At 42.2% G+C, this 20,410-nt stretch carries 22 protein-coding genes and 1 riboswitch; of the genes, 18 read left to right on the top strand and 4 right to left on the bottom strand.

From position 1 onward, the window contains the following. Positions 1–516: 516 nt before the first annotated feature. From QNH36_RS10485 to QNH36_RS10515, 7 genes are all read left to right on the top strand, one after another. Entirely contained in the window at positions 517–1,185 is a 669-nt protein-coding gene (locus QNH36_RS10485) for a sigma-70 family RNA polymerase sigma factor (RefSeq protein ID WP_283905153.1), read from the top strand. Positions 1,186–1,206: 21 nt separating this feature from the next. After that, a complete protein-coding gene (gene clpP / locus QNH36_RS10490; RefSeq protein WP_283905154.1) occupies positions 1,207–1,788 on the top strand; it encodes an ATP-dependent Clp endopeptidase proteolytic subunit ClpP in 582 nt (193 codons plus the stop codon). 282 nt (positions 1,789–2,070) lie between these two features. Beyond that, positions 2,071–3,342: a YjiH family protein gene (locus tag QNH36_RS10495; RefSeq protein WP_283905393.1), complete on the top strand. Its 1,272-nt coding sequence runs from the start codon at positions 2,071–2,073 to the stop codon at positions 3,340–3,342. Between the two features lie 159 nt (positions 3,343–3,501). Next, entirely contained in the window at positions 3,502–4,683 is a 1,182-nt protein-coding gene (locus QNH36_RS10500) for an LL-diaminopimelate aminotransferase (protein WP_283905155.1), read from the top strand. 82 nt (positions 4,684–4,765) lie between these two features. Further along, a riboswitch (SAM riboswitch) is annotated at positions 4,766–4,870 on the top strand. Positions 4,871–5,012: 142 nt separating this feature from the next. Further along, a complete protein-coding gene (locus tag QNH36_RS10505; RefSeq protein WP_283905156.1) occupies positions 5,013–6,062 on the top strand; it encodes an LLM class flavin-dependent oxidoreductase in 1,050 nt (349 codons plus the stop codon). Positions 6,063–6,092: 30 nt separating this feature from the next. Continuing rightward, complete coding sequence (locus QNH36_RS10510) at positions 6,093–7,052, top strand: ATP-grasp domain-containing protein (protein ID WP_283905157.1); 960 nt, start codon at positions 6,093–6,095, stop codon at positions 7,050–7,052. 102 nt (positions 7,053–7,154) lie between these two features. Continuing rightward, complete coding sequence (locus tag QNH36_RS10515; protein WP_283905158.1) at positions 7,155–7,967, top strand: pentapeptide repeat-containing protein; 813 nt, start codon at positions 7,155–7,157, stop codon at positions 7,965–7,967. A 484-nt stretch (positions 7,968–8,451) separates the two neighbouring features. Here QNH36_RS10515 and QNH36_RS10520 read toward each other — a convergent pair whose 3' ends face one another. Further along, entirely contained in the window at positions 8,452–9,870 is a 1,419-nt protein-coding gene (locus QNH36_RS10520) for a vWA domain-containing protein (protein WP_283905159.1), read from the bottom strand. A 160-nt stretch (positions 9,871–10,030) separates the two neighbouring features. Between QNH36_RS10520 and QNH36_RS10525 the strand changes: the two genes are divergently transcribed. Then, positions 10,031–10,600 (top strand): cysteine hydrolase family protein, encoded by a 570-nt coding sequence (locus tag QNH36_RS10525; RefSeq protein ID WP_283905160.1) that lies wholly within the window; start codon positions 10,031–10,033, stop codon positions 10,598–10,600. 23 nt (positions 10,601–10,623) lie between these two features. Here the strand turns inward: QNH36_RS10525 and QNH36_RS10530 are convergent, their stop codons facing one another. Then, positions 10,624–11,373: a YqcI/YcgG family protein gene (locus QNH36_RS10530; protein WP_251542313.1), complete on the bottom strand. Its 750-nt coding sequence runs from the start codon at positions 11,371–11,373 to the stop codon at positions 10,624–10,626. 203 nt (positions 11,374–11,576) lie between these two features. On the opposite strand from QNH36_RS10530, the gene QNH36_RS10535 reads away from it, so the two are divergent. Continuing rightward, complete coding sequence (locus QNH36_RS10535) at positions 11,577–12,776, top strand: NAD(P)/FAD-dependent oxidoreductase (protein WP_283905394.1); 1,200 nt, start codon at positions 11,577–11,579, stop codon at positions 12,774–12,776. A 191-nt stretch (positions 12,777–12,967) separates the two neighbouring features. Next, entirely contained in the window at positions 12,968–13,357 is a 390-nt protein-coding gene (locus tag QNH36_RS10540) for a thiol-disulfide oxidoreductase DCC family protein (protein ID WP_283905161.1), read from the top strand. A 44-nt stretch (positions 13,358–13,401) separates the two neighbouring features. On the opposite strand, the gene QNH36_RS10545 is transcribed toward QNH36_RS10540, so the two are convergent. Then, positions 13,402–14,721, bottom strand: coding sequence for a DUF3238 domain-containing protein (locus tag QNH36_RS10545; RefSeq protein WP_283905162.1), 1,320 nt, complete (start codon positions 14,719–14,721; stop codon positions 13,402–13,404). A 287-nt stretch (positions 14,722–15,008) separates the two neighbouring features. On the opposite strand from QNH36_RS10545, the gene QNH36_RS10550 reads away from it, so the two are divergent. From QNH36_RS10550 to QNH36_RS10585, 8 genes are all read left to right on the top strand, one after another. Continuing rightward, on the top strand, positions 15,009–15,938 hold the full coding sequence (locus QNH36_RS10550; RefSeq protein ID WP_144476073.1) for a DMT family transporter: 930 nt from the start codon (positions 15,009–15,011) through the stop codon (positions 15,936–15,938). Between the two features lie 110 nt (positions 15,939–16,048). Continuing rightward, positions 16,049–16,816 (top strand): NUDIX hydrolase, encoded by a 768-nt coding sequence (locus QNH36_RS10555; RefSeq protein ID WP_260983559.1) that lies wholly within the window; start codon positions 16,049–16,051, stop codon positions 16,814–16,816. 159 nt (positions 16,817–16,975) lie between these two features. Beyond that, the gene (locus tag QNH36_RS10560; protein WP_144475882.1) at positions 16,976–17,455 is read left to right on the top strand and encodes a DUF2975 domain-containing protein; all 480 of its coding nucleotides are present in this window, start codon (positions 16,976–16,978) and stop codon (positions 17,453–17,455) included. Positions 17,456–17,465: 10 nt separating this feature from the next. Then, positions 17,466–17,687, top strand: coding sequence for a helix-turn-helix domain-containing protein (locus QNH36_RS10565; RefSeq protein ID WP_144475881.1), 222 nt, complete (start codon positions 17,466–17,468; stop codon positions 17,685–17,687). A gap of 17 nt (positions 17,688–17,704) precedes the next feature. Next, the gene (locus QNH36_RS10570; protein ID WP_283905163.1) at positions 17,705–18,502 is read left to right on the top strand and encodes a DUF817 domain-containing protein; all 798 of its coding nucleotides are present in this window, start codon (positions 17,705–17,707) and stop codon (positions 18,500–18,502) included. 77 nt (positions 18,503–18,579) lie between these two features. Beyond that, the gene (locus QNH36_RS10575; RefSeq protein ID WP_144475879.1) at positions 18,580–18,774 is read left to right on the top strand and encodes a hypothetical protein; all 195 of its coding nucleotides are present in this window, start codon (positions 18,580–18,582) and stop codon (positions 18,772–18,774) included. A gap of 119 nt (positions 18,775–18,893) precedes the next feature. Continuing rightward, on the top strand, positions 18,894–19,190 hold the full coding sequence (locus tag QNH36_RS10580) for a hypothetical protein (protein ID WP_283905164.1): 297 nt from the start codon (positions 18,894–18,896) through the stop codon (positions 19,188–19,190). Positions 19,191–19,327: 137 nt separating this feature from the next. Next, positions 19,328–19,558 carry a hypothetical protein gene (locus QNH36_RS10585; protein WP_144475877.1) on the top strand — a complete coding sequence of 77 codons (231 nt, stop codon included), beginning with the start codon at positions 19,328–19,330 and terminating at the stop codon, positions 19,556–19,558. A 3-nt stretch (positions 19,559–19,561) separates the two neighbouring features. Here QNH36_RS10585 and QNH36_RS10590 read toward each other — a convergent pair whose 3' ends face one another. Further along, positions 19,562–20,386 carry a DODA-type extradiol aromatic ring-opening family dioxygenase gene (locus tag QNH36_RS10590; protein WP_144475876.1) on the bottom strand — a complete coding sequence of 275 codons (825 nt, stop codon included), beginning with the start codon at positions 20,384–20,386 and terminating at the stop codon, positions 19,562–19,564. Between the last annotated feature and the right edge of the window lie 24 nt (positions 20,387–20,410).

The following is a 20,410-nucleotide window of genomic DNA, read 5'->3' on the forward strand; positions in this document are numbered from 1 at the left end:
AAAAGCCCGTAATCTTGACAGATAAGAAGCAAAACGAAGGAAAGCTGTCAAAAAAAGCCTGTAATCTTGACAGGTAAGAAGCAAAACGAAGGAAAGCTGTCAAAAAAAGCCTGTAATCTTGACAGGTTAGGAGCAAAATGAAGGAAAGCTGTCAAAAAAAGCCCGTAATCTTGACAGGTTTGGACCAAAACGAAGGAAAGCTGTCAAGAAAAGCCCGTAATCTTGACAGGTTTGAAGCAAAATGAATGAAAGCTGTCAAAAAAGGCTCGTAATCTTGACAGGTTTGGAAAAAAAACCAAAGAAAGCTGTCAAAAAAAGCTCGTAATCTTGACAGGTTTGGAAAAAAAACCAAAGAAAGCTGTCAAGAATAAGTCAGACGTTTATTTTTACAATGGTTCCACCGCAGCACGCTGAGTAGTATATAAAAGGTACCATTTACAAAAATTTTTAAAAGGCCGTATCTTTTCTCTCCCTCAATCCGTTTAAGGTGCAGAGAGGTTCAAAGGAGTGAACAGAATGTCGATCGACAAGCTCAGGAATGTAAATACTGAAGAGGAATCGGGGATCATGGGCCATTATCAAAGCCTGCAGCGATATTGCCGGTTTTTAACCCAGAGCAGCTGGGATGGTGATGATCTTTTGCAGGAAGTGACGATGAAGGCAATCCGCCATTATGAGCCATCCCAGGTCAGCAGAGCCTTACTAAAAAAAATGGCTTATCACCAGTGGGTGGATACAATCAGGAAGCACAGCCGTGAAGTGACGGGGATACCGGAAAATCTGGGATCGAGCACTCAAGGGAATGTGATCGATACTGTTGAGACGCTTTTGTCCAAATTGACGCCGAAGCAGGCGGTGATTTTGGTGTTAAAGGAAGCATTTCGATTTCAGTCACATGAAATTGCCGAGCTGATGGGATCAACGGAAAAGGCCGTAAAAGCTGCGCTTCATCGGGCGAGGAAGAGGCTTGATAAGGATAGCAGACTGAGAGAGCTGGGCCAGGATTTGAGCGTTGATGAAGAAAACCTGCTGTCAGACTTACTTTGCGAATCGCTGCAATCCGAGGACCCAACCGTTCTGTTGGAAAACATCCAGGAGATTCCGGCGCTTGCTGCATCCGTTCCGGAAATGTCATTGCATTCATGTTCTCGTTCACCCCTCTCTACTTTCAAAATGGCTGCATAGGCAGGAAAGGGGAGGAACAATGTGAGTACAATTCCTTATGTCATAGAGCAATCTAACCGTGGCGAGCGTTCATACGATATTTATTCCCGATTGTTGAAAGACCGTATCATCATGATTGGTGATGAGATCAACGATCATGTGGCCAACAGTGTCATTGCACAGCTGCTATTTCTTGAAGCAGATAATCCCGATAAGGATATTTCCATCTACATCAACAGTCCTGGTGGCTCTACAACTGCAGGGTTCGCGATTTTTGATACGATGGAGTATATCAAGCCAGATATCAGCACCATCTGTATCGGAATGGCAGCATCGTTTGGCGCAATGCTTTTGCTTGCCGGCACAAAAGGAAAAAGATTTGCACTGCCTAATAGCGAAATCATGATTCATCAGCCGCTAGGCGGGGCAAGAGGCCAGGCAACGGAGATTGAAATTTCCGCTAAAAGAATCCTCAAACTTCGTGACCATTTGAATAAACTCATATCTGAACGCACTGGTCAGCCAATGGAAAAAATCGAAAAGGACACTGACCGCGACTATTTCATGAGTGCACAGGAAGCCTTGGAGTACGGGATTATTGATAAGATTATAACACGGACATAGTGATGTAAGGGCTGCTCTGGCAGTCCTTTTTTGTGCAAACACAAGGAAAATAAGAGATTGTCGACTGAAATTAAAACAAAAAATAGAGACCTTTCACTATAATTTTATTCAAGATTGAATAAATATTAAAAAGGACACTTTTCCTTAGGTAACTAGAAGAGCAAAATCATGCTCCTCTCTTACAAATAATATAAAAAATCAAATAAAGGAGGAAGTCATGTGCAGAACACGCCTGAAGTAAAGGCTGGCAAACAGCCGGAACTACCATTATCAAACCTGAGTATGATTAAGTTTTTTCTGTTTAGTGCGATTGGCATATTCATGTTTTTTGTTCCAATTGCTGTGGGCGGGAAATCGTCAATCCCGCTTGACCACTTAGTGACCTGGATTAATACCACTTTTTCTGCAGCAGTTCCGTATTACGCATTTATTGTAATTTTATTTGGTGCCATCTATCCTTTTTACAGAAAAACTTGGAATAAGAATTCGACGACTATGATTTTTTCGTTTCTGAAAGTAATTGGAGTTATAGTAGCATTAATGATGTTGACAGATGTTGGGCCAGCATGGCTATTTGAACCTGGGATGGGACCTTTCCTATATGAAAAGCTGGTTATTCCGGTTGGAGTCCTGGTTCCGATTGGTTCCGTTTTTTTGGCATTGCTTGTCGGCTATGGCCTGCTTGAATTTTTTGGTGTCCTTCTGCAGCCAATCATGCGGCCAGTCTGGAAGACTCCTGGAAGAGCTGCGATTGATGCAGTTGCATCCTTTGTTGGAAGCTATTCAATCGGACTGCTCATTACTAACCGGGTGTTCAAGGAAGGCAAGTATACGATCAAAGAAGCAACCATTATTGCGACCGGCTTTTCTACCGTATCTGCCACGTTCATGATTGTAGTCGCAAAAACGCTGGGATTAATGGAAGTATGGAATACGTATTTCTGGACGACACTTTTCGTTACATTTATTGTAACCGCCATCACAGTCAGGTTGCGTCCATTAAGGACGATGAGTGACGAATACTATGAGGGAAAAGGTGTTCCAGAGGAACCAGTGACGGAGAACCGTCTCAAAACAGCATGGGGAGAAGCTATGCTCGCAGCGAACAAAGCACCCTCCCTGGGGAAAAATATACTGGATAACTTGCGCGATGGAATGATCATGACAATGGGGATTTTGCCGTCCATTCTATCTGTAGGTCTGTTGGGTCTTGTTTTAGCAGAGTTTACTCCTGTATTCGATTTGATTGGCTATATTTTCTACCCATTCACATTGATACTCCAGATTCCTGAACCCATGCTGGCAGCCAAGGCATCTGCTATTGAAATCGCCGAAATGTTCCTGCCTGCCATGCTTGTAACAGAGGCGCCAATGGTAACAAAGTTTGTCATCGGCGTAGTTTCAGTTTCAGCCATAGTCTTTTTCTCAGCACTGATTCCAAGCATAATGTCTACAGAAATTCCAATCAGCCTGAGAAAATTGGTGGTCATTTGGATTCAGAGAACAATCCTTACACTTATCATTGTAGCGCCGATCGCACACCTTTTATTCTAATAAGGAACTTATTCTATGAGCTGCAAAGCAGCTCATTTTTTATTTTTTTATAGAACTGATAAAGTGAAACTGCTATAATCGATTTTATATTTAAAAAATTCAGAGGAATCAACTTCCATGAGAACAACATGAATCATTGAACAGTAAAGGGGAATGTCCATGAATATTTACGGATCAGAAAAGATCAGAAAAATGACTTCGAGCATTTTTCAGGAAGTAGTAGACAGGAAGCAGATGGCATTGTTGAATGGCAAGGATGTCATTGACTTAAGCATTGGCAGCCCGGATTTCCAGCCGCCGGCATTTGTGATGGAAACACTGGCGAAATATTCAATGGATCCCGGTAAATATGGATACACATTAAAGGGCATCGCCGAGTTTAATGAAGCAGTAAAATATTTTTACAGCCAGCGGTATTCTGTCGAGCTTGATGAAAAAACAGAAGTATTGCAGTTGATGGGTTCACAGGATGGACTTGCGCATTTGGCGACTGCCATAGTTGACCCGGGTGATTATGTACTGGTCCCAGATCCAGGGTATCCAATCTACGAAGCTAGCGTTACGATTGCTGGAGGGGAAATTTATCCTATGCCGCTGTTGGAGGAAAATAAATTTCTTCCTCAGTTAAATGAGATTCCAGAGGAAGTATTACAGAAAACAAAAATGATGATATTGAGCTATCCGGGAAATCCTGTCACTGCACTTGCTGACAGAGTCTTCTTTGAAGAGGTAGTTGAATTTGCAGGGGTACATAATATTCTAGTTGTCCATGATTTTGCATATTCTGAATTGATTTATGACGGAAATCCTCAGATTAGTTTCCTTTCGGTACCAGGGGCTAAGGAAGTTGGCATTGAGTTCAATTCGCTTTCAAAGACCTTCAATATGGCTGGCTGCCGTATTGGATACGTCGCAGGCAATTCGCAGGTCATCAATCTTCTGGCATCCTTCAAGTCACATATTGATTATGGAGTATTCTATCCTATCCAAAAGGCAGCAATCGCTGCTTTGACTTCTGACTATTCGTTTCTTGGCGATCAGCTAAAACTGTATGAGGCACGACGGGATGCTTTAGTATCCGGTTTCAGGAACAGCGGATGGCAGGTAGCCAATTCTCCGGCAACGATGTTTGTCTGGGCTAAAATCCCTGATGGATGGAAGTCTCGCGAGTTTGCCTTCAAGTTGATTGAAGAGGAAGGGATTGTTGTGGTTCCGGGTGACGCCTTTGGGCAGCAGGGAGAAGGCTATGTCAGAATAGCTATGGTACAGCCTCCAGAAAGACTGGAAGAAGCTGCACAGCGTGTGAATAAGTTTTTGCTGGGGTTTCCGGTAGGAAGTTAAAACTTATTTCGAGAAACGAATTGACATTTAAACAAATTTAGAATATTATCACTTTAATGAATTAAAACTTAATAAGAATGTCTTCTTATCAAGAGAGGTGGAGGGATAGGCCCTGCGAAACCTCGGCAACAGGTTCTCAATGAATACTGTGCCAATTCCTGCAGACAATTTGTCTGAAAGATGAGAAGGGAGTATAAAATGGCTCTCTTCTTTTTGAAGGGAGCTTTTTGTTTTAGGAGGCTATTAATTGGTCTCCAAGTTTTTGGTTTAAATACCGACTTAACAGGTTGGTAAAGTAGAGATTGTGATTGGGCAGAGGAGAGAGAAGTATGAAGTATGGATTTTGGCTGCCGATTTTTGGCGGATGGTTAAGAAATGTTGAGAATGAACAAATGCCAGCAACTTTTGATTATGCAAAGAAAGTGATCCAGTCAGCAGAAAAATGGGGATATTCCACTACATTAATTGCCGAACTTTATTTGAATGATATAAAAGGTCCTGAGCATGACTCACTTGAAGCGTGGACAACCGCTGCTGCTCTGGCATCAGTAACCGAAAAAATCGAAATCATGTCGGCGGTGAGGCCGGGATTCCATAACCCGGCAGTTACGGCAAAAATGGCAGCGAACATTGACCAGATCAGCAATGGCCGCTTTACTCTGAATGTCGTTTCAGCGTGGTGGGAGGAAGAAGCACGCCAGTACGGCGATATTTTTACCGAGCATGATGAGCGGTATGACCGGACGCACGAATTCATTGATGTACTGAAAGGGCTTTGGAGTGAACAGAACTTTTCATATGAAGGCAAGTACTATCAACTAAAGGATACGAAGCTGTTTCCTAAACCAGTTCAGCGTCCAAATCCGATCTTATATGCCGGCGGAGAAAGTCTGAAGGGAAAGCAAACCATTGTCGAGAACTGCGATGCATATGTCATGCATGGCGGAACGGTTGAAGAGATTGAACAGAAAATTGCAGAGATGAAAAATCTAAGGGCCGCTACATCAAATCCTGAACTGTCAGAGTTCGGCATGGCCGCTTACGTTATTTGCCGGGACACCGAGGCTGAAGCATTCGCGGAGTTGGAACGAATTACTTCTGTAAAAGAATCCAGTGCCTATGCCGGGTTCAAGGACTTCACCAGCAAATCACAGCTGGAGCAGCAAATCCAGCTTCAGGATTATTCGGTGTCAAACCGAGGATTGCGCCCTAATTTGGTAGGTACACCTGACCAAATTGCCGAGCGGATTTTACAGTATGAAGAAGCAGGTTTGGGATTGCTCCTGCTGCAATTCTCGCCACAACTGGAAGAGATGGAGAGATTCGCGAAACAGGTCATGCCGCTTGTGGAGGTAAAAAGAAAGCAGCTGACAGTTTGATAGATAAATAAACTTAAGGAGATGAAGATCATGAGCGAAGTTTATATCATCCATGAAAACAGTGAATGGACTGTCCATTTAACAAAACGCCTGGAGGAGCTGGGAATACCTTTTGAAGAGTGGCATCTGGATGAAGGGCTGCTTGATTTGTCAAAGGAGCCTCCAGAGGGGATCTTTTACAGCAGAATGAGTGCTTCTTCCCATACAAGAGGACATCGGTTCGCACCTGAATATTCCGCTCAGGTTTTAGCCTGGCTGGAGGCACATGGCCGGAAGGTGTACAACGGATCAAGGGCACTTGAACTGGAAGTCAGCAAAGTGAAGCAATACCTTGAGCTGAACAAGCATGGGGTAACGACTCCGCGTACTATCGCCACCGTTGGAAAGCAGCAGCTGCTGGAAGCGGCAAAACCATTTGAGGGAAGAGCCTTTATCACGAAGCACAATCGAGCTGGAAAAGGGCTTGGCGTGCAGTTGTTTCAATCTATTGAAGCACTTAAGGCATATGTGGAGGGCCCGTCGTTTGAGGAACCTGTTGATGGAATAACACTGATTCAGGAATATATCCAGTCTCCTGAAAGTTATATCACTCGCTGTGAGTTTGTCGGCGGAGAATTTGTTTACGCAGTAAAAGTTGATACATCAGAAGGATTTGAATTATGCCCGGCAGATGCCTGCCAGATCGGCGACCTGTTCTGCCCTGTAGGGGAAGAAGTAGAGGAAAAGCCGAAATTCCAAGTGATTGAAGGCTTTAAAGATCCCGTTATTGAAAAATATAAGAGAGTATTAGAATCAAATAATATTCAAGTAGCCGGAATTGAATTTATCAGAAATGAGACTGGTGAAATTTTTACTTACGATATTAATACAAATACGAATTACAATTCAGACGCAGAAGCAAGAGCAGGTAAATACGGAATGTTAGAGCTTGCAAAGTTTCTAGAATCACAACTGGTTGCGGAATATGGAGCAGTCGCAAAGACCCGTTAAACCTCTAAGCAGGGAAAATCTCTGCTCTTTTTTTATTTAAGGGATGATGAATTTATGTTAATCTAAATTTAACAACTTCTGGTAATGGAGACAATGAGAGAAATGACTAGCCAATTGATTAAAAATAATCTTAGAGCTGATTGTGAAAGCTGCTTTGGGTTATGCTGTGTGGCTCTGCCATATGCGAAATCCGCGGATTTTCCTGTTGATAAAGAAAGCGGGTCTCCTTGCAGGAATTTGCAGGCGGATTTCCGCTGTGGAATTCATGAAAAACTTAGGGATAAAGGTTACAAAGGATGTACCGTATACGAATGCTTTGGGGCTGGCCAGAAAGTTTCCCAGGTAACCTATAAAGGACTTGATTGGCGAAAACAGCCAGAGAAAGCGACGGAAATGTATGATGTTTTTCCAATCATGCAGCAGCTACATGAAATGCTTTGTTACCTGAATGAAGCAAAGGCATTGAAAGAGGCAAAATCACTTCGAATTAAGCTTAAGGATATTTATGACAAAATAGAGCAGATCACGAACTTGGATGCAGTTGAAATCCTCGCTTTGGAAATCCCCGTTTATCGAGCGGTTGTCAACGAACTGCTGTTACGTACAAGTGAATTGGTCCGAAGTAAAGTGAAAAACGGCAAAAAAATAAAACGCAAGAATCTGGTGGGAGCAAAGCTGAAGCGATCTGACCTCAAAGGCTCTGATTTTCGAGGGGCTTTGCTGATTGCTGCCGATCTCCAAGAAGCGGACCTAAGGTTGTGTGATTTTATCGGTGCAGACATGAGGGATGTAGATTTAAGTGGGGCCAATCTGGAAGGCAGTTTTTTCCTTACTCAGGCACAAATTAACTCGGCAAATGGAAATGATCGGACCAGGCTGCCTTCGTCTTTAAAAAGACCAAATCATTGGAGGTAATCGGATGTCAGCCATCATCATATTGATTGGCAGTATTTTTAGCGTGCTCTCCGTTGGGTATGGAGCAAAATTGTGGAATGACAAGAAATAGAATTACTAGCGAAAGGGCAGTTGCCGGGTTCTATAACAGCTCAGATAAATTTGAACCAGTAAAAGATCAGTAAATTAAAAACTCTTGCCCTGCAAGAGTTTTCGTTTATTTATATTTTGTATTCTGCTTTTTCCTTCGAGGTGAGCAATAAGAGGATTGTCCACTCAATGCAAAAAAGGGTGAAGCCTAATAGTAGATCCAGCATTTTCTCTCGCATTTCCACCAGCTCCTTGATGAGATTACAGCTAAAAAAGCCAGTCAAAAGGCGGGAAGCAGACATGAAAATGAGAAACAGATGAACAAAAGAAGGCTATTCTGTGAACAAGAAAAGTGGCCCTCAAATTGAGGGCCACTTGTAGTTAAGTCGGAAAAGGGTATATTCCAGCTTGTTGGTTACCAGGTATCGCCGCGCTCTTTCTTGAGTTCTTTCATTTTTGCCACCCATTCGTCGACTCTTTGCCTGATTTCTTTGCTTTTTGCATCTGCTTTTTCTCGATTGGCTTTGGACATGGAGTAATGAAGTTCCTTCATGGCTTCGCTTCGTTCAAATCCCCAATCCCGGAGTTCAGAATACTGTTCATCGGTGATCCAGTCATTTTCGGCCATGATGGCTGCTGCATCGATGATTCGGTGGGCTTCTTTTCTTCCAATGGTCCATAATTCTAGCGGATATTTTTCTGCAACTTTGTATTCCTCGACCATATCCCAGCCGTCAGGCGCCATCGTAAAGGCGAAGGCGAGGTCGAGCGTGGAAGGCAGCCATTCGTACTGGATTGTGTTTTTTAATTCTTCAGGATCTTCTGCTTTGAAATATTTACCGTTTCCGGCTTCAGCAACAGCTTTGAGTTGGTCTTCAGCTTTGCTGTCTACATCGAATCCAATGATGTTAACTGAATGATTTGCGTTATTCACCACAAGTTCCTTACTTGCCTGAACTGGGTCTCCATCGCATGTTTCCGCACCATCGCTGACGATATAGATGGTTATATTTCCTTCATCGCCAGCTGTCATCTCGGCAGCTTTTTCAATGGTTCCTGCGAGCGGAGTCCAGCCTTTGCTTTCAAATGAGTCGACGGCTCCATTGAAGTTTTCCTTCGAGTATTTCCCCATTGGAAAAACCTCTTCGATTCCAGAACAGGATACTTCTTTATCAGAATCAGAATCCGATCCCTGGTGCCCATAGACAACAAGGGAGACTTCTGCAGACTGGCCGATGGTTTTGGCAAAGCTTTTAACAGCATCCTTGGCGATATCCATCTTCACTCTGCCTCCTGACTGCTGCAGCATGCTAGAGCTTGCATCAAGAAGGATAATGGCTTTCTCTGCAGCTTTAGTTTCTTCTGGGCCCTCCGTCTTCTCAGGATCTGGTAAATAAGGCTCTTCAAAATAAGGCTCATATGCATCAGCTTTTTCAATTACCTGCTTATAATGTGGACTCGCAAGTAAGGAAATAAGGGCTTTTTTTATGGTTTCCAGGTCATCTGTTCCCTGAGCTAATTGATCGAGCTCATCAGGAAGCTTGTTTTTAAGTTCAGGCTCCAGCTCTGGAGTGTTGAAACCGATATCCTCGATATCCTTTTCATATGTAAGGTCATCCACCATTGTACCAGGCTTTAATTCCTTCAGGTTTTCCTCTGAAACTTCCAGACTGATATCCTTCAACTTTCCTGGCAGGTCCTGCTTTGCAGGTTCCTTTTTAACCTCCTCTTTCGGAGGAGTTTCTGCTACAACCTCTTCATCAGGTTCATCATTATTGCACGCTGTAAGAAAAAGCGAAATGATTAGTAAAAAAAAGAGCGAATGTCGTTTCAAGATAATCCTCCTTTTCGCCTTTCAATTGTGTATAAAAACACCTTCATAGAGTTTAACATGTTTTGCGGATAGATTTGAAGTAATTTCCATGGAGGACGAACATCTTGAGTAAAAAATACCGAAATGACAAAAAATGTGGAATGACTAAGGAGGGATGAGTATGAATTTGCTTGAATTGCCTGCATTGTTGATTTTGGATGTGCAGAAGGGCTTTGACGATCCTTATTGGGGAAAGCGGAACAACCAGGAAGCAGAGGGGAATATCGCAAGGCTATTAACTGAGTGGCGGAATAAAAATGGCCATATCATCTATACGAAGCATCTGTCACTAGACCCGGCGTCTCCTTTGCATCACCGAAACTCATTAGGTACGGAATTTAAAGAAATCACCAAGCCAGGGGACGGGGAGGTCATTTTTTCGAAAAATGTGAACAGCGGTTTTATCGGAACGGAGCTTGAGTCCTATCTGAAGAAAAATCAGATAAAATCCGTTGTAATCACCGGATTATCTACTCAGCACTGTGTTTCTACAACGACCAGAATGAGTGGTAACCTGGGCTTCAATACACTTCTTGTGTCTGACGCAATTGCAGCTTTTGAAATCACGGACAATAAAGGAGTGAAGCATACAGCTGATTCAATCCAGGAACTCGAACTCGCGATGCTTCAAAAGGAGTTTGCCACAATCGTACCGACCGATGACTTACTAAAACAACTAAGCCAACAGTAAAGCGCAGGAGCTGTCCTGCGGTTTCATTTATGTTTGCCAAGAAACTTCAGGACTTGATGATAAGGACATTTGGATAAAGAAGTATCATCATCCCTCAGGAAGTATTGCCGCCATTCGAAATTATCTTCTGCTCCGTAAGTGTTAAGGTCAGGGTGAATAGAAATGCTGTCATATTTCGCCAGCCGTTTTCTCACCTGGGCCTTGATCCTTTTTGCATAGCTTTTTGATTTATTGAATTCCTGGAGTACCCATCTCGGGGTAATCGCGAGCATCAATACGTCAAAATGTCTGCTTTTCCGGTTTTTGTGTGCAGGGGTAGCACAATACATAAAGTATTTTTCGCCATTGAAGCAAAATTCCCAGATTGGATTATGGGGATCTTGGGGTAGATCCTCTGGCCAGTCGAATTTATCCAACCCATTTAAACCAGAAAGATGCTCCCAGAATAGTTGTTCAAATTCTTCGACAGGAACTTCCTTCATTTCTTCTGGCGTTTCAAAGAAAATAATCAAAGAAGTATAATCGCCAAATCCTCTCGATTGCTCTGTATAGCTAGATAACAAACTAGCAATTTCTTTTATTGTAGTGTCCCTCCTTGGACTGCCAACAAATCCGTATTTCAACTGATTCATTGAAAATCCAATCGTTGCCGGTATGCAGGGAAAAGGTTTTTCCTTATCCCCCATTTTAGCGAAGAATTTTTCCAGTGCTTCTTTCTCCCATGCTAGCAACTGATCCTGGGAGGAGGAACCATGTGCATACAAGCCGTTCATCATAGTAACCTCCAATAGCTTCTACACTATATTCAAAGTGTGGAGCATAGGGTAGATGTCCCGGGACAAATAGGCAGGTACCCAATTGTTATGAAAATGAGGAGAGGAATAAATTGAAATATTCTGATTAATTTATTATAATTTTCATAGTGGTTATAGTAATACCTATAGTGGTATATGGTGATTTTCAAATCTTTGCAGGGATGGTGGATGAGGTGAATTATAAGGTAGTAATTGTGGGTGGTGGATCAGCTGGTATTTCGGTCGCTGCCAGGCTCGCTAAAGGGGCACCGGATTTGAAGGGGAAAATTCTTATTGTTGACCCAGCCAAAAAGCATTATTATCAACCATTGTGGACACTTGCTGGTGCTGGTGCGGTTAAAAAGGAAGTTACAGTGCGGGACCAGCAATCACTTATACCAGTTGGAGTGGAACTTCTTCAGGAAGCTGTTACTTCAATTGATGCTGATTCTAACAGTCTCACGACAGGAAACGGAACCGAAATTCACTACGACTTTCTGGTAATGGCTGCTGGCATCCAGATCGACTGGGATAAAATTAAAGGGTTAAAAGAAGCCATCGGCAAGGATGGTGTCTGCAGCAATTATTCGTACGATTATGTTGATTCAACCTGGGAAAGTATTCGTAATTTCAAAGGCGGCAATGCCATTTTCACACACCCTAACACCCCGATCAAATGTGGCGGTGCCCCTCAGAAAATTATGTACCTCGCTGACGATGTATTCAGAAAAGCTGGTGTCAGAGATAAGAGCCAGATTATTTTCGCATCAGCATCTGACAGTATTTTTGCAGTGAAGAAATACGCAAATACACTTGAACAGGTCATTGCCAGAAAAGGGATAACTACTAAATATAAAATGAACTTAATCGAAGTAGATTCAGCTAACAAACTTGCAGTTTTTGAAAATTCAGGGACAGGAGAAACGGAAAAAATTCCTTATAGTATGCTTCATGTTGTCCCGCCAATGTCAGCACCCGATTTTATTGCTCAAAGTAAATTGGCCGATGCCGGTGGATGGGTAGATGTTGATTCGAAAACACTGCAGTCAAAAAAATATCCAAATGTCTTTGGCGTAGGGGATTGCGCGAACCTTCCAACCTCAAAAACAGGGGCAGCAATCAGGAAACAGGCTCCAGTTGCAGCAGGTAACTTGCTTAGCTACATGAAAAATCAACCGTTGAAACTCTCTTATGATGGGTACACTTCCTGTCCACTGATTACTGGCTATAATAAATTGGTACTGGCTGAGTTCCTGTATGAGAATAAACCAGCCGAAACCTTCCCATTCGATCAATCTAAGGAGCGTTACAGCATGTATATACTAAAGAAAAATATCCTTCCTGTCATGTATTGGAAAGGAATGTTGAAGGGAATCATGTGAAAAAAAAAGACCCTTTTCATCTGGTGTATATCCGCAAAATCAGTTCGGACAGATGTAAATGTATAGAATTCATAATTTAAAGAGCCTGCAGTCATGAGATGCTGCCGGCTTTTTCTGTGCACTCATTAGTTTCATTTTGACATAATGGGATAAATGTTAATATAGTTAGGTGAAGTAAGGAGGGATATTCCATGCATCCTGTTATTCTATTTGATGGGGTTTGCAATTTCTGTGATGCCAGTGTCCAATTTATTCTGGAACGAGATGACAAAGAGATGTTCCGCTTTGCTTCGCTTCAGAGTGATGCAGGCCAGGAACTGTTGAGGGAATATAATGTTGCAGATGATGTGGACAGCATGATTTTGATTGAGGATGGAAATGTTTATTATAAGTCAGCCGCCGCTCTCAGAATCAGCCGCCATCTAAAAGGTCCCTGGAAGCTGCTCTATGTTTTGATCCTTGTACCTGCTCCAGTTAGGAATATTTTTTACGATCTCGTTGCTAAAAATCGGTTCAAATGGTTCGGCCAAAAGGATAGCTGTATGCTGCCGCCGCCGAATGTGAGAAGAAGATTTCTATAATAAAAAGGAACGGAAAAGCAGCCAAACAGCTTTTCCGTTCTTTTTTAGTTCCTGAAGGAGGAGTAGCGCCATTTGTGGTTTGCCATGGGGTCAGCCATCATTTCCAGGCCTTTGCTGTGAGCCTGATGGATGACCTGCCAATTGTCTGTGCCTGGTTCTTTAAGATAAATTTCATGTTCCGGTGCCTGATCATGGCTTCCGATCAAATCGAATTCATTGTCTCTATAAAAGACTCCGCAAACAACATAATCAATGGCAGGGGACACAACAAGCGGATTGCTGACCGAGTGCTTTAGAATAAACTTAATTCGGTCGTCATCTGCCAGGACCTTTTCTAATTGAATTCCATCATCAGTCGCTTGAGCGGATTCGACAGGTTCTTGATTTCCGCTGAACGCTTCTGTAATTCCAGTGCTTTTGCTAAGCAATGCGGATTGGCTGTCAGAATCGATAAAGACTTCACCTCTGGTCCGATATTGAGACGAGTCAGGTTCAAAGGAACGGTGGTCACCCTTAAAATATTGATCCCCGGAAGCGGCATTCGGGTTTTTCAACCACTCCTCTTTTAAAAAGGTTGTGTATCTCAGCTGCCAGTTTCCGTTGCTAAGGTTGTGTGGACGATCTGGTTTCAGAAGCTCACGAATCGGGCCAATCCGTTTTGTGATGGAAAATTCTTCATCAGCTGCCATCCTCGTGGAACAATCCTTCTTGATTGCTCCCACTGCATTGGCAATCAACGATTTCAGCTCCCATTTTACTTGTTCGGAACGCTGCAAAGGTCGTCTTGCCTTAATTGTGTAAGTATAAAATTGATCCTCCTGGATCCCTCTGTCGGTAAAGGTACAGGAAGTCACTTTCTCTAGCTGCATACCGTTTCGATGGATGGTATACTCCGTTACACCCTCGATCGGCTCCCATTCAAAACTGATTTGACCCTCTGTGACGATCGTGGTAATGAGGAGATCCTCGAGAACATTGTCTTTCTCTTTGTGATTCACGGAGGTAGTCGTTTGTATTCGCATTCTCTTTTGCACTTCGCCTTGTGCGAGAGATTCGATACTATAAGAATACAGTGTGCCAGGAGTCAGCTCATTGTCAGCAAAACTCGGTTCAAATCCTTCATAGATAAGCTCGCTGTCCCGGTATACACGGTAGGAATCAGCTTGAGCTTCCCATTCAAGAGTGATGACATTGGTTCCATGGTCAATCTTCTTAAGCACTTTCGCGTGGGAAGAACCCGCAGTCTTTCGCCGGCGGTTTACGCTCAAGGCGTAAAGCGTCCCGGCAGTACCTAGGATTGCAAAAGGCAGGTATTTGCCAGCCAATTTTTGTCTGGTTATCGGTAGTTGTCTATTAAGTTCCATCTATTCACCACTTTTCGTTTTATTTTTCCGGCATGTCCATTATTTACCCCATGATCAGGTGTTTTAGTAGATTAGCGTTAGAAAACGGTCTGGTAAAATAAGGGTTGGCTAAATGCAGGAAGGACCTCTCGCCATGAACACTATCTTTTGTTATGTGGCAGCAATCGTTCTATTAACTTTTCCTCTAGTTTAAAAGACTTCTTCAATTTATATGGTAGTATAATAGTTAGTATGACATTTTGTAGCTTTATAATGGTTAGAATCTTTTGTTAATAGGAGCGTTCATGATGTTGCGATTAAAAGGTATCCTTATGATTGTTATTGGTGCAATGCTTTGGGGAATGACAGGTTCGATCACGGAATGGGTGCTGGCTAATACGGAATTGTCGGTTCCTTTTATCCTGACAATCCGGATGATCATTGCCGGAAGCAGCATCCTGGCGTATCTTGCGATGAAAAAACAAGATATTTTCACGGTAGTAAAAACACCATACTGGCGGAATCAGCTGATCTTATTCAGTATCCTGGGAATGGTCGGATTGCAGTTCACATTTACAATGGCGATTCAGACAAGCAATGCTGTCGTGGCAACTTTGCTTCAATTTTCTGCTCCGATATTTGTGGTCCTTTATGTTTCTTTTCACCATAAAAAATGGCCGCCTCGCTATCAGATATTAGGCATCCTCGGAACGTTGGCCGGTTTGTTCCTTTTATTGACGAATGGTTCCATGAGCAGTTTGCTGGTCAGCACAGAAGCCCTGCTCTGGGGAATTGCGGTAGGGCTGACATTTGCGTTCTACACACTTTATCCATCACGGCTCATGAAAGAATGGAGCGTCCTGGCCATCGTCGGTTGGAGCATGTTGTTCGGCGGCATGATGCTTGGCCTGATTAATAGAGTCTGGCTTTCAGAGGAATGGTCGATTATTACTCAGCCTAAAATGATGTTCATTATGGCTATTTTGATTGTTTTCGGTACATTGGCATTCCTGCTATTCCTCGGAAGTATGAACTATATCAGCGCTGTCGAAACGAGCATTCTATCGAGTGTAGAGCCTTTGACTGTCATGGTCATCTCGGTTATCTGGTTCGATACCATGCTGCAGAATGTCCAGCTGATGGGCGCGATGATCATGCTTATATTTGTAACATGGCTGTCGATTGGCGATAAAAATGCATCAGTGGAAGCCAACGTAGTAAAACAAAACAATACCTGATAAAGTCGCCGTTTCGGCGGCTTTATTTTTTTATGTTACCTCAAAATTACTCCTTAGCAGGATTTAGAACTGTCTTCATGGAAATTATAGGGAAAAAGGGGAGTGGTAACATGATTTTTTTAAGAAAAACAGAAAGAATACAATCCGGTAAACTGGAGGACTTCAATCGAATCTTTCACACTCACGAGTACCGCGAATACGTTAAAAATGGTGCTAAATTAATAGGCAGATGGGTGAATGACAAGGAAGATGAGATTCTGACTATCTGGGAATTCAAGAACAAATCCCACTTTGAAAACCTAGAAATAGTCAGGGATGCTAGTGAGGAAATACAAGAGACAGAAGGACTGGCCTGCAAAAACAGTTATGAACTGTTATCTTCGGCAGAACCTTATCCATCTGCCTATCACCCACCTAAACACATAATGTCTGTCAGTGGATACATTACAAATAAAAAAGATGAAGTTTTACTAGTAAGAAATTTTCACCGTTCCGATACAATGGAAATGCCCGGTGGCCAGGTGGAAGAAGGGGAAACATTAGAAGAGGCCATTCACCGAGAGATTTTAGAAGAAACAGGAATCAAAGTTAGCTTGATTGGAATAACAGGAATCTATCAAAATGTCACAAGCGGTGTGACTTGCATCGTTTTTCGGGGTGAGCATCAGTCTGGAGAAGGAAGGACAGCAGAAAATGAAACATCGGAAGTGATTTTTACTGAGTTAACCCGGGATAATATTGATCACTATATTACTAGAAAACAATTTAAAAGCAGGGCACTTGATGCCATGGAAGCGAACTATTTACCGTATGAAGCATTTAGAGCAAGACCGTATGAATTGATGAGCAGATTTGACGTTAAGAAGGAATATTCTTAATTAAGTTGATTATAATTGTTGTGGGCATTTCTTTACATAGAGAAATGCCCATTTTTTTGCAAACACAATAAATATTTAATGATATACACAAATAATATATTGATTTACGATAAATAATTTGTTAAATTCAATATGACATTAAGTGAATGAGGTGCTTTTATGAAACGTGAAACATTGTTCTTAAAGGTGGTTGTTTTCCTTCTGGCAGTCCCAGTACTGGCGGCGTGCTTTATTTTTCTGCCCTGGCTGATCAGAGATGCATCGCAAGGCAACTGGGTGCTTGCTAATTTTTTGTATCCCATCATAGGGGTGATGTATGCTTCGGCGATTCCCTATTTTATCGCTCTGTATCAGGCTTTCCTGCTGTTAGGCTATATTGATGAGGACATAGCATTTTCGGATTGGTCTGTAAAAGCGTTGAAAAACATCAAGTTTTGTGCCGTTGCAATCAGTATTTTATATCTTGCAAGCATGCCATTATTCTATTTGATCGGTGAGAAGGACGATGCTCCCGGTGTCATCCTTATCGGAATGGTGTTTACTTTTGCTCCAATCGTGATCGCTGCTTTTGCCGCAGTCCTCGAAAAGCTTTTGAAGCATGCCATAGAAATAAAGTCGGAAAACGACTTAACAGTCTGAGGTGATAACAATGGCAATTGTAATTAATATTGATGTAATGCTGGCTAAGAGAAAGATGAGCGTAACGGAGCTATCCGAAAAGGTTGGAATCACCATGGCGAACCTCTCTATTTTAAAAAATGGAAAGGCAAAAGCTATCAGGGTTTCTACTTTGGACGCCATTTGCAGGGCTCTGGAGTGCCAGCCAGGGGATATATTGGAATATCAGAGTGGTGGAGATATTCAAGAATAAGAGTGGAGGCATTAACAATGAGAACAATCATTCAGCTTGTGCGTTTTGGCTGGGAACAGGCACTGTCATGCTTGTTTCCTGTAGTGATCTTTGCTTCATTGGCGATCACAAAAATCATAGAACTCCCACTCTTACCTCGTTATGACTGGCTGCTGCTAATATTCCTATTGATGCAATGGTGGATGGTACGTTCCCGTCTTGAAACCAGGGACGAACTCAAGGTAATAACCTTATTCCATCTCATTGGGCTGGCACTTGAAATCTTCAAGGTAAATATGGGCTCATGGACATATCCAGAGGAGGGGTACTCGAAAGTATTTGGTGTACCTTTATACAGCGGATTCATGTATGCCAGTGTGGCGAGTTATCTGTGCCAGGCATGGAGGAGGCTGAAGGTTGAACTCGTTGATTGGCCGCCGTTTCTGCTAGTTGTTCCATTAGGTGCTGCAATCTATTTGAACTTTTTCACCCATCATTTCTGGCTGGATATTCGCTGGTGGTTATCGGCTATGGTAATGATCGTCTTTTGGAAATCCTGGGTTACATATGAAGTTGGCGGAATCAAGTATCGTATGCCAATTGCTTTATCTTTTGTCCTAATCGGATTCTTCATCTGGGTAGCAGAAAATATCGCCACGTTTTTCGGTGCCTGGCAATACCTAAATCAAATGGAAGCATGGAGCCTTGTTCATCTTGGAAAAGTGAGTTCTTGGCTCTTGTTGGTCATCGTAAGTTTTCTGATCGTAGCAACATTAAAGCAGGTAAAAGCAGAGCCAGCCTCAAATGTCGGCGGTTCTCAACTAATAAAGTCTTAATGATTCTTTTTAACCCTCCGAGAAGAGAAAAAGGGTTATAATTATAGGAGAATATATTTGGAATCAGAGGTGTAATCATGACTCTTGGACTTGTTTTGGTTGTTATCATTGTTATAGGCGCTTTGCTTTTAACAATAATGCTGTTCGGCAAAGGGGATGCAGACTACAGGAATGCTGCAAAAAAGAATACAACGAACCTTTCCGTCATTTACATAGTTGTCATTCTACTTTCTTTTATTGCGGTGGGAGTTTATATTAAATGGTTTGCATAATGAGTTTTCGTAGAATAAGTTTGTTATAAATTTATTATGTAAACTAAGTGCGAGTATTGAATTTCATTCACTAGTTTCACATAGTCACGTTAGAAAAGAAGCTAGTTAGAGGGTAGAATATGAAAAAAATCCTAATAATAATGTTGTTTTTGTTCCTTATGATTTCTGTTATGGGACCTTATAACCTTTATTATGAGTTTAATGAAAAAAGAGCTTTGAAACACTTTATTTCAGAAGACGGAACGTTCCAGGGACTTGAAGTAATAGAAGTTGATTATCGGGGTTCGGACACTTTTTTTATTCAGACAAAGGACGAGGAAGCAACAAGAAATTTTATCGTCATGAATTTTCACTCATCTGTCATGAATGGACATTGGAAGGTTTTTGAACAGACATCGAAAGGACATTACTATTGATAGAAGGACCGCCCATTGGTGGTCCTTCTCTACTAGGTGCTATGCGTCCATTCCTGTTTGAACGGCGAAATCATGTTAAACAACAAACTTTAAGGGTATTCTTTTACTAAGCCAATACCCCAAAAAGGAGTAGAAACATGAGACCATATTCGATTACAAATATGATTATTGATGATGAAACCTATGACCAGGAGCATATAACAGCTGAAATCACCTATGAAGAGAAACAGTATATGTTAACCTTTCAAAAGTCGGACCTTGAGTTAATGAACGCCTGGGTGTTTGAAAATGGGTCGTCTCTTCCTGCAGACTTATCAGAAAAACTCATACAAGAAATAAAGGCTGATATAAATGATAAAATCCAGTGATCATCACTGGGTTTCTTCATTTGTAAAATACGCTGCGCAAATTAATCCAAAATAAGTTGGGTTTTCATATGACAGGAACTCTACATGACGTTCTTCAGGAGGGATGGCTCCAGCCAGGATTAGTGTCTGCCAGATGCCATCTGGTTTTGCAGCATCAATAAAGCTTGAGTTGAATTCTGCCATTTTTTCTAATTCATTTGCCTTAATTAAGTGGACTGTCTGTTCATCTAATTCTTTCGCTGCAGGGTGAAAACCATATGGTCCCTTTTCATCATGAGTATGGGACCAATCACAGCTGGCAATCAACCCGACCCGTCCATTATATTGTGCAACTGCGTTTCGAAGTGATTGACCGAATTTAAAATGATCATCGAAGCTTAACTCTCTTGGAGAAGTGATTACTACAATAGGGACATCGGGCATGAAACGGAGCGGCACGATTGCTCCCCAATCCAATTGCAGACAGGAAATCGGGCCACTCGAAGTCCCATAATTAATAGTGGAAGACAGGATATCATTTTTATTTGCCTCTTCATCAATTTTCCTCGCCAGGTCCCGTTCGACGAATTTTTCCATCTCATAATATACAGCATTCTCTTCCCAGCCGCCCATCATCTTTTCAGAATCAGAAATCGAGAATCTGCCATTGATTCTTGTTCCATGCGGGGTGAGGACAACAATACAATCAGGACGAGCCAAAGACATATAGTTACCCAGCTTTTCCATGCTTTCTCTGGTGACAGCCATACGGTCAGGATTTAATCCCTTCAGTTCAGGAATAATCTCGCCTCCGTGGGGAGCAATACAAGCAAATACAAATGGATTCATGGATCTATTCCTCCTTTTTAAGAA

This window comes from Mesobacillus sp. AQ2 (assembly GCF_030122805.1).
GTDB lineage: Bacteria > Bacillota > Bacilli > Bacillales > Cytobacillaceae > Mesobacillus > Mesobacillus oceanisediminis_A.

Excerpts from the sequence above, each read along its gene's own strand:
- QNH36_RS10485 (WP_283905153.1), top strand. The coding sequence starts at position 517 with ATGTCGATCGACAAGCTCAGGAATGTAAATACTGAAGAGGAATCGGGG.
- QNH36_RS10495 (WP_283905393.1), top strand. The coding sequence starts at position 2,071 with ATGATTAAGTTTTTTCTGTTTAGTGCGATTGGCATATTCATGTTTTTT.
- QNH36_RS10500 (WP_283905155.1), top strand. The coding sequence starts at position 3,502 with ATGAATATTTACGGATCAGAAAAGATCAGAAAAATGACTTCGAGCATT.
- QNH36_RS10505 (WP_283905156.1), top strand. The coding sequence starts at position 5,013 with ATGAAGTATGGATTTTGGCTGCCGATTTTTGGCGGATGGTTAAGAAAT.
- QNH36_RS10510 (WP_283905157.1), top strand. The coding sequence starts at position 6,093 with ATGAGCGAAGTTTATATCATCCATGAAAACAGTGAATGGACTGTCCAT.
- QNH36_RS10515 (WP_283905158.1), top strand. The coding sequence starts at position 7,155 with ATGACTAGCCAATTGATTAAAAATAATCTTAGAGCTGATTGTGAAAGC.
- QNH36_RS10525 (WP_283905160.1), top strand. The coding sequence starts at position 10,031 with ATGAATTTGCTTGAATTGCCTGCATTGTTGATTTTGGATGTGCAGAAG.
- QNH36_RS10530 (WP_251542313.1), bottom strand. The coding sequence starts at position 11,373 with ATGAACGGCTTGTATGCACATGGTTCCTCCTCCCAGGATCAGTTGCTA.
- QNH36_RS10535 (WP_283905394.1), top strand. The coding sequence starts at position 11,577 with ATGGTGGATGAGGTGAATTATAAGGTAGTAATTGTGGGTGGTGGATCA.
- QNH36_RS10540 (WP_283905161.1), top strand. The coding sequence starts at position 12,968 with ATGCATCCTGTTATTCTATTTGATGGGGTTTGCAATTTCTGTGATGCC.
- QNH36_RS10545 (WP_283905162.1), bottom strand. The coding sequence starts at position 14,721 with ATGGAACTTAATAGACAACTACCGATAACCAGACAAAAATTGGCTGGC.
- QNH36_RS10550 (WP_144476073.1), top strand. The coding sequence starts at position 15,009 with ATGTTGCGATTAAAAGGTATCCTTATGATTGTTATTGGTGCAATGCTT.
- QNH36_RS10555 (WP_260983559.1), top strand. The coding sequence starts at position 16,049 with ATGATTTTTTTAAGAAAAACAGAAAGAATACAATCCGGTAAACTGGAG.
- QNH36_RS10560 (WP_144475882.1), top strand. The coding sequence starts at position 16,976 with ATGAAACGTGAAACATTGTTCTTAAAGGTGGTTGTTTTCCTTCTGGCA.
- QNH36_RS10565 (WP_144475881.1), top strand. The coding sequence starts at position 17,466 with ATGGCAATTGTAATTAATATTGATGTAATGCTGGCTAAGAGAAAGATG.
- QNH36_RS10570 (WP_283905163.1), top strand. The coding sequence starts at position 17,705 with ATGAGAACAATCATTCAGCTTGTGCGTTTTGGCTGGGAACAGGCACTG.
- QNH36_RS10575 (WP_144475879.1), top strand. The coding sequence starts at position 18,580 with ATGACTCTTGGACTTGTTTTGGTTGTTATCATTGTTATAGGCGCTTTG.
- QNH36_RS10580 (WP_283905164.1), top strand. The coding sequence starts at position 18,894 with ATGAAAAAAATCCTAATAATAATGTTGTTTTTGTTCCTTATGATTTCT.
- QNH36_RS10585 (WP_144475877.1), top strand. The coding sequence starts at position 19,328 with ATGAGACCATATTCGATTACAAATATGATTATTGATGATGAAACCTAT.
- QNH36_RS10590 (WP_144475876.1), bottom strand. The coding sequence starts at position 20,386 with ATGAATCCATTTGTATTTGCTTGTATTGCTCCCCACGGAGGCGAGATT.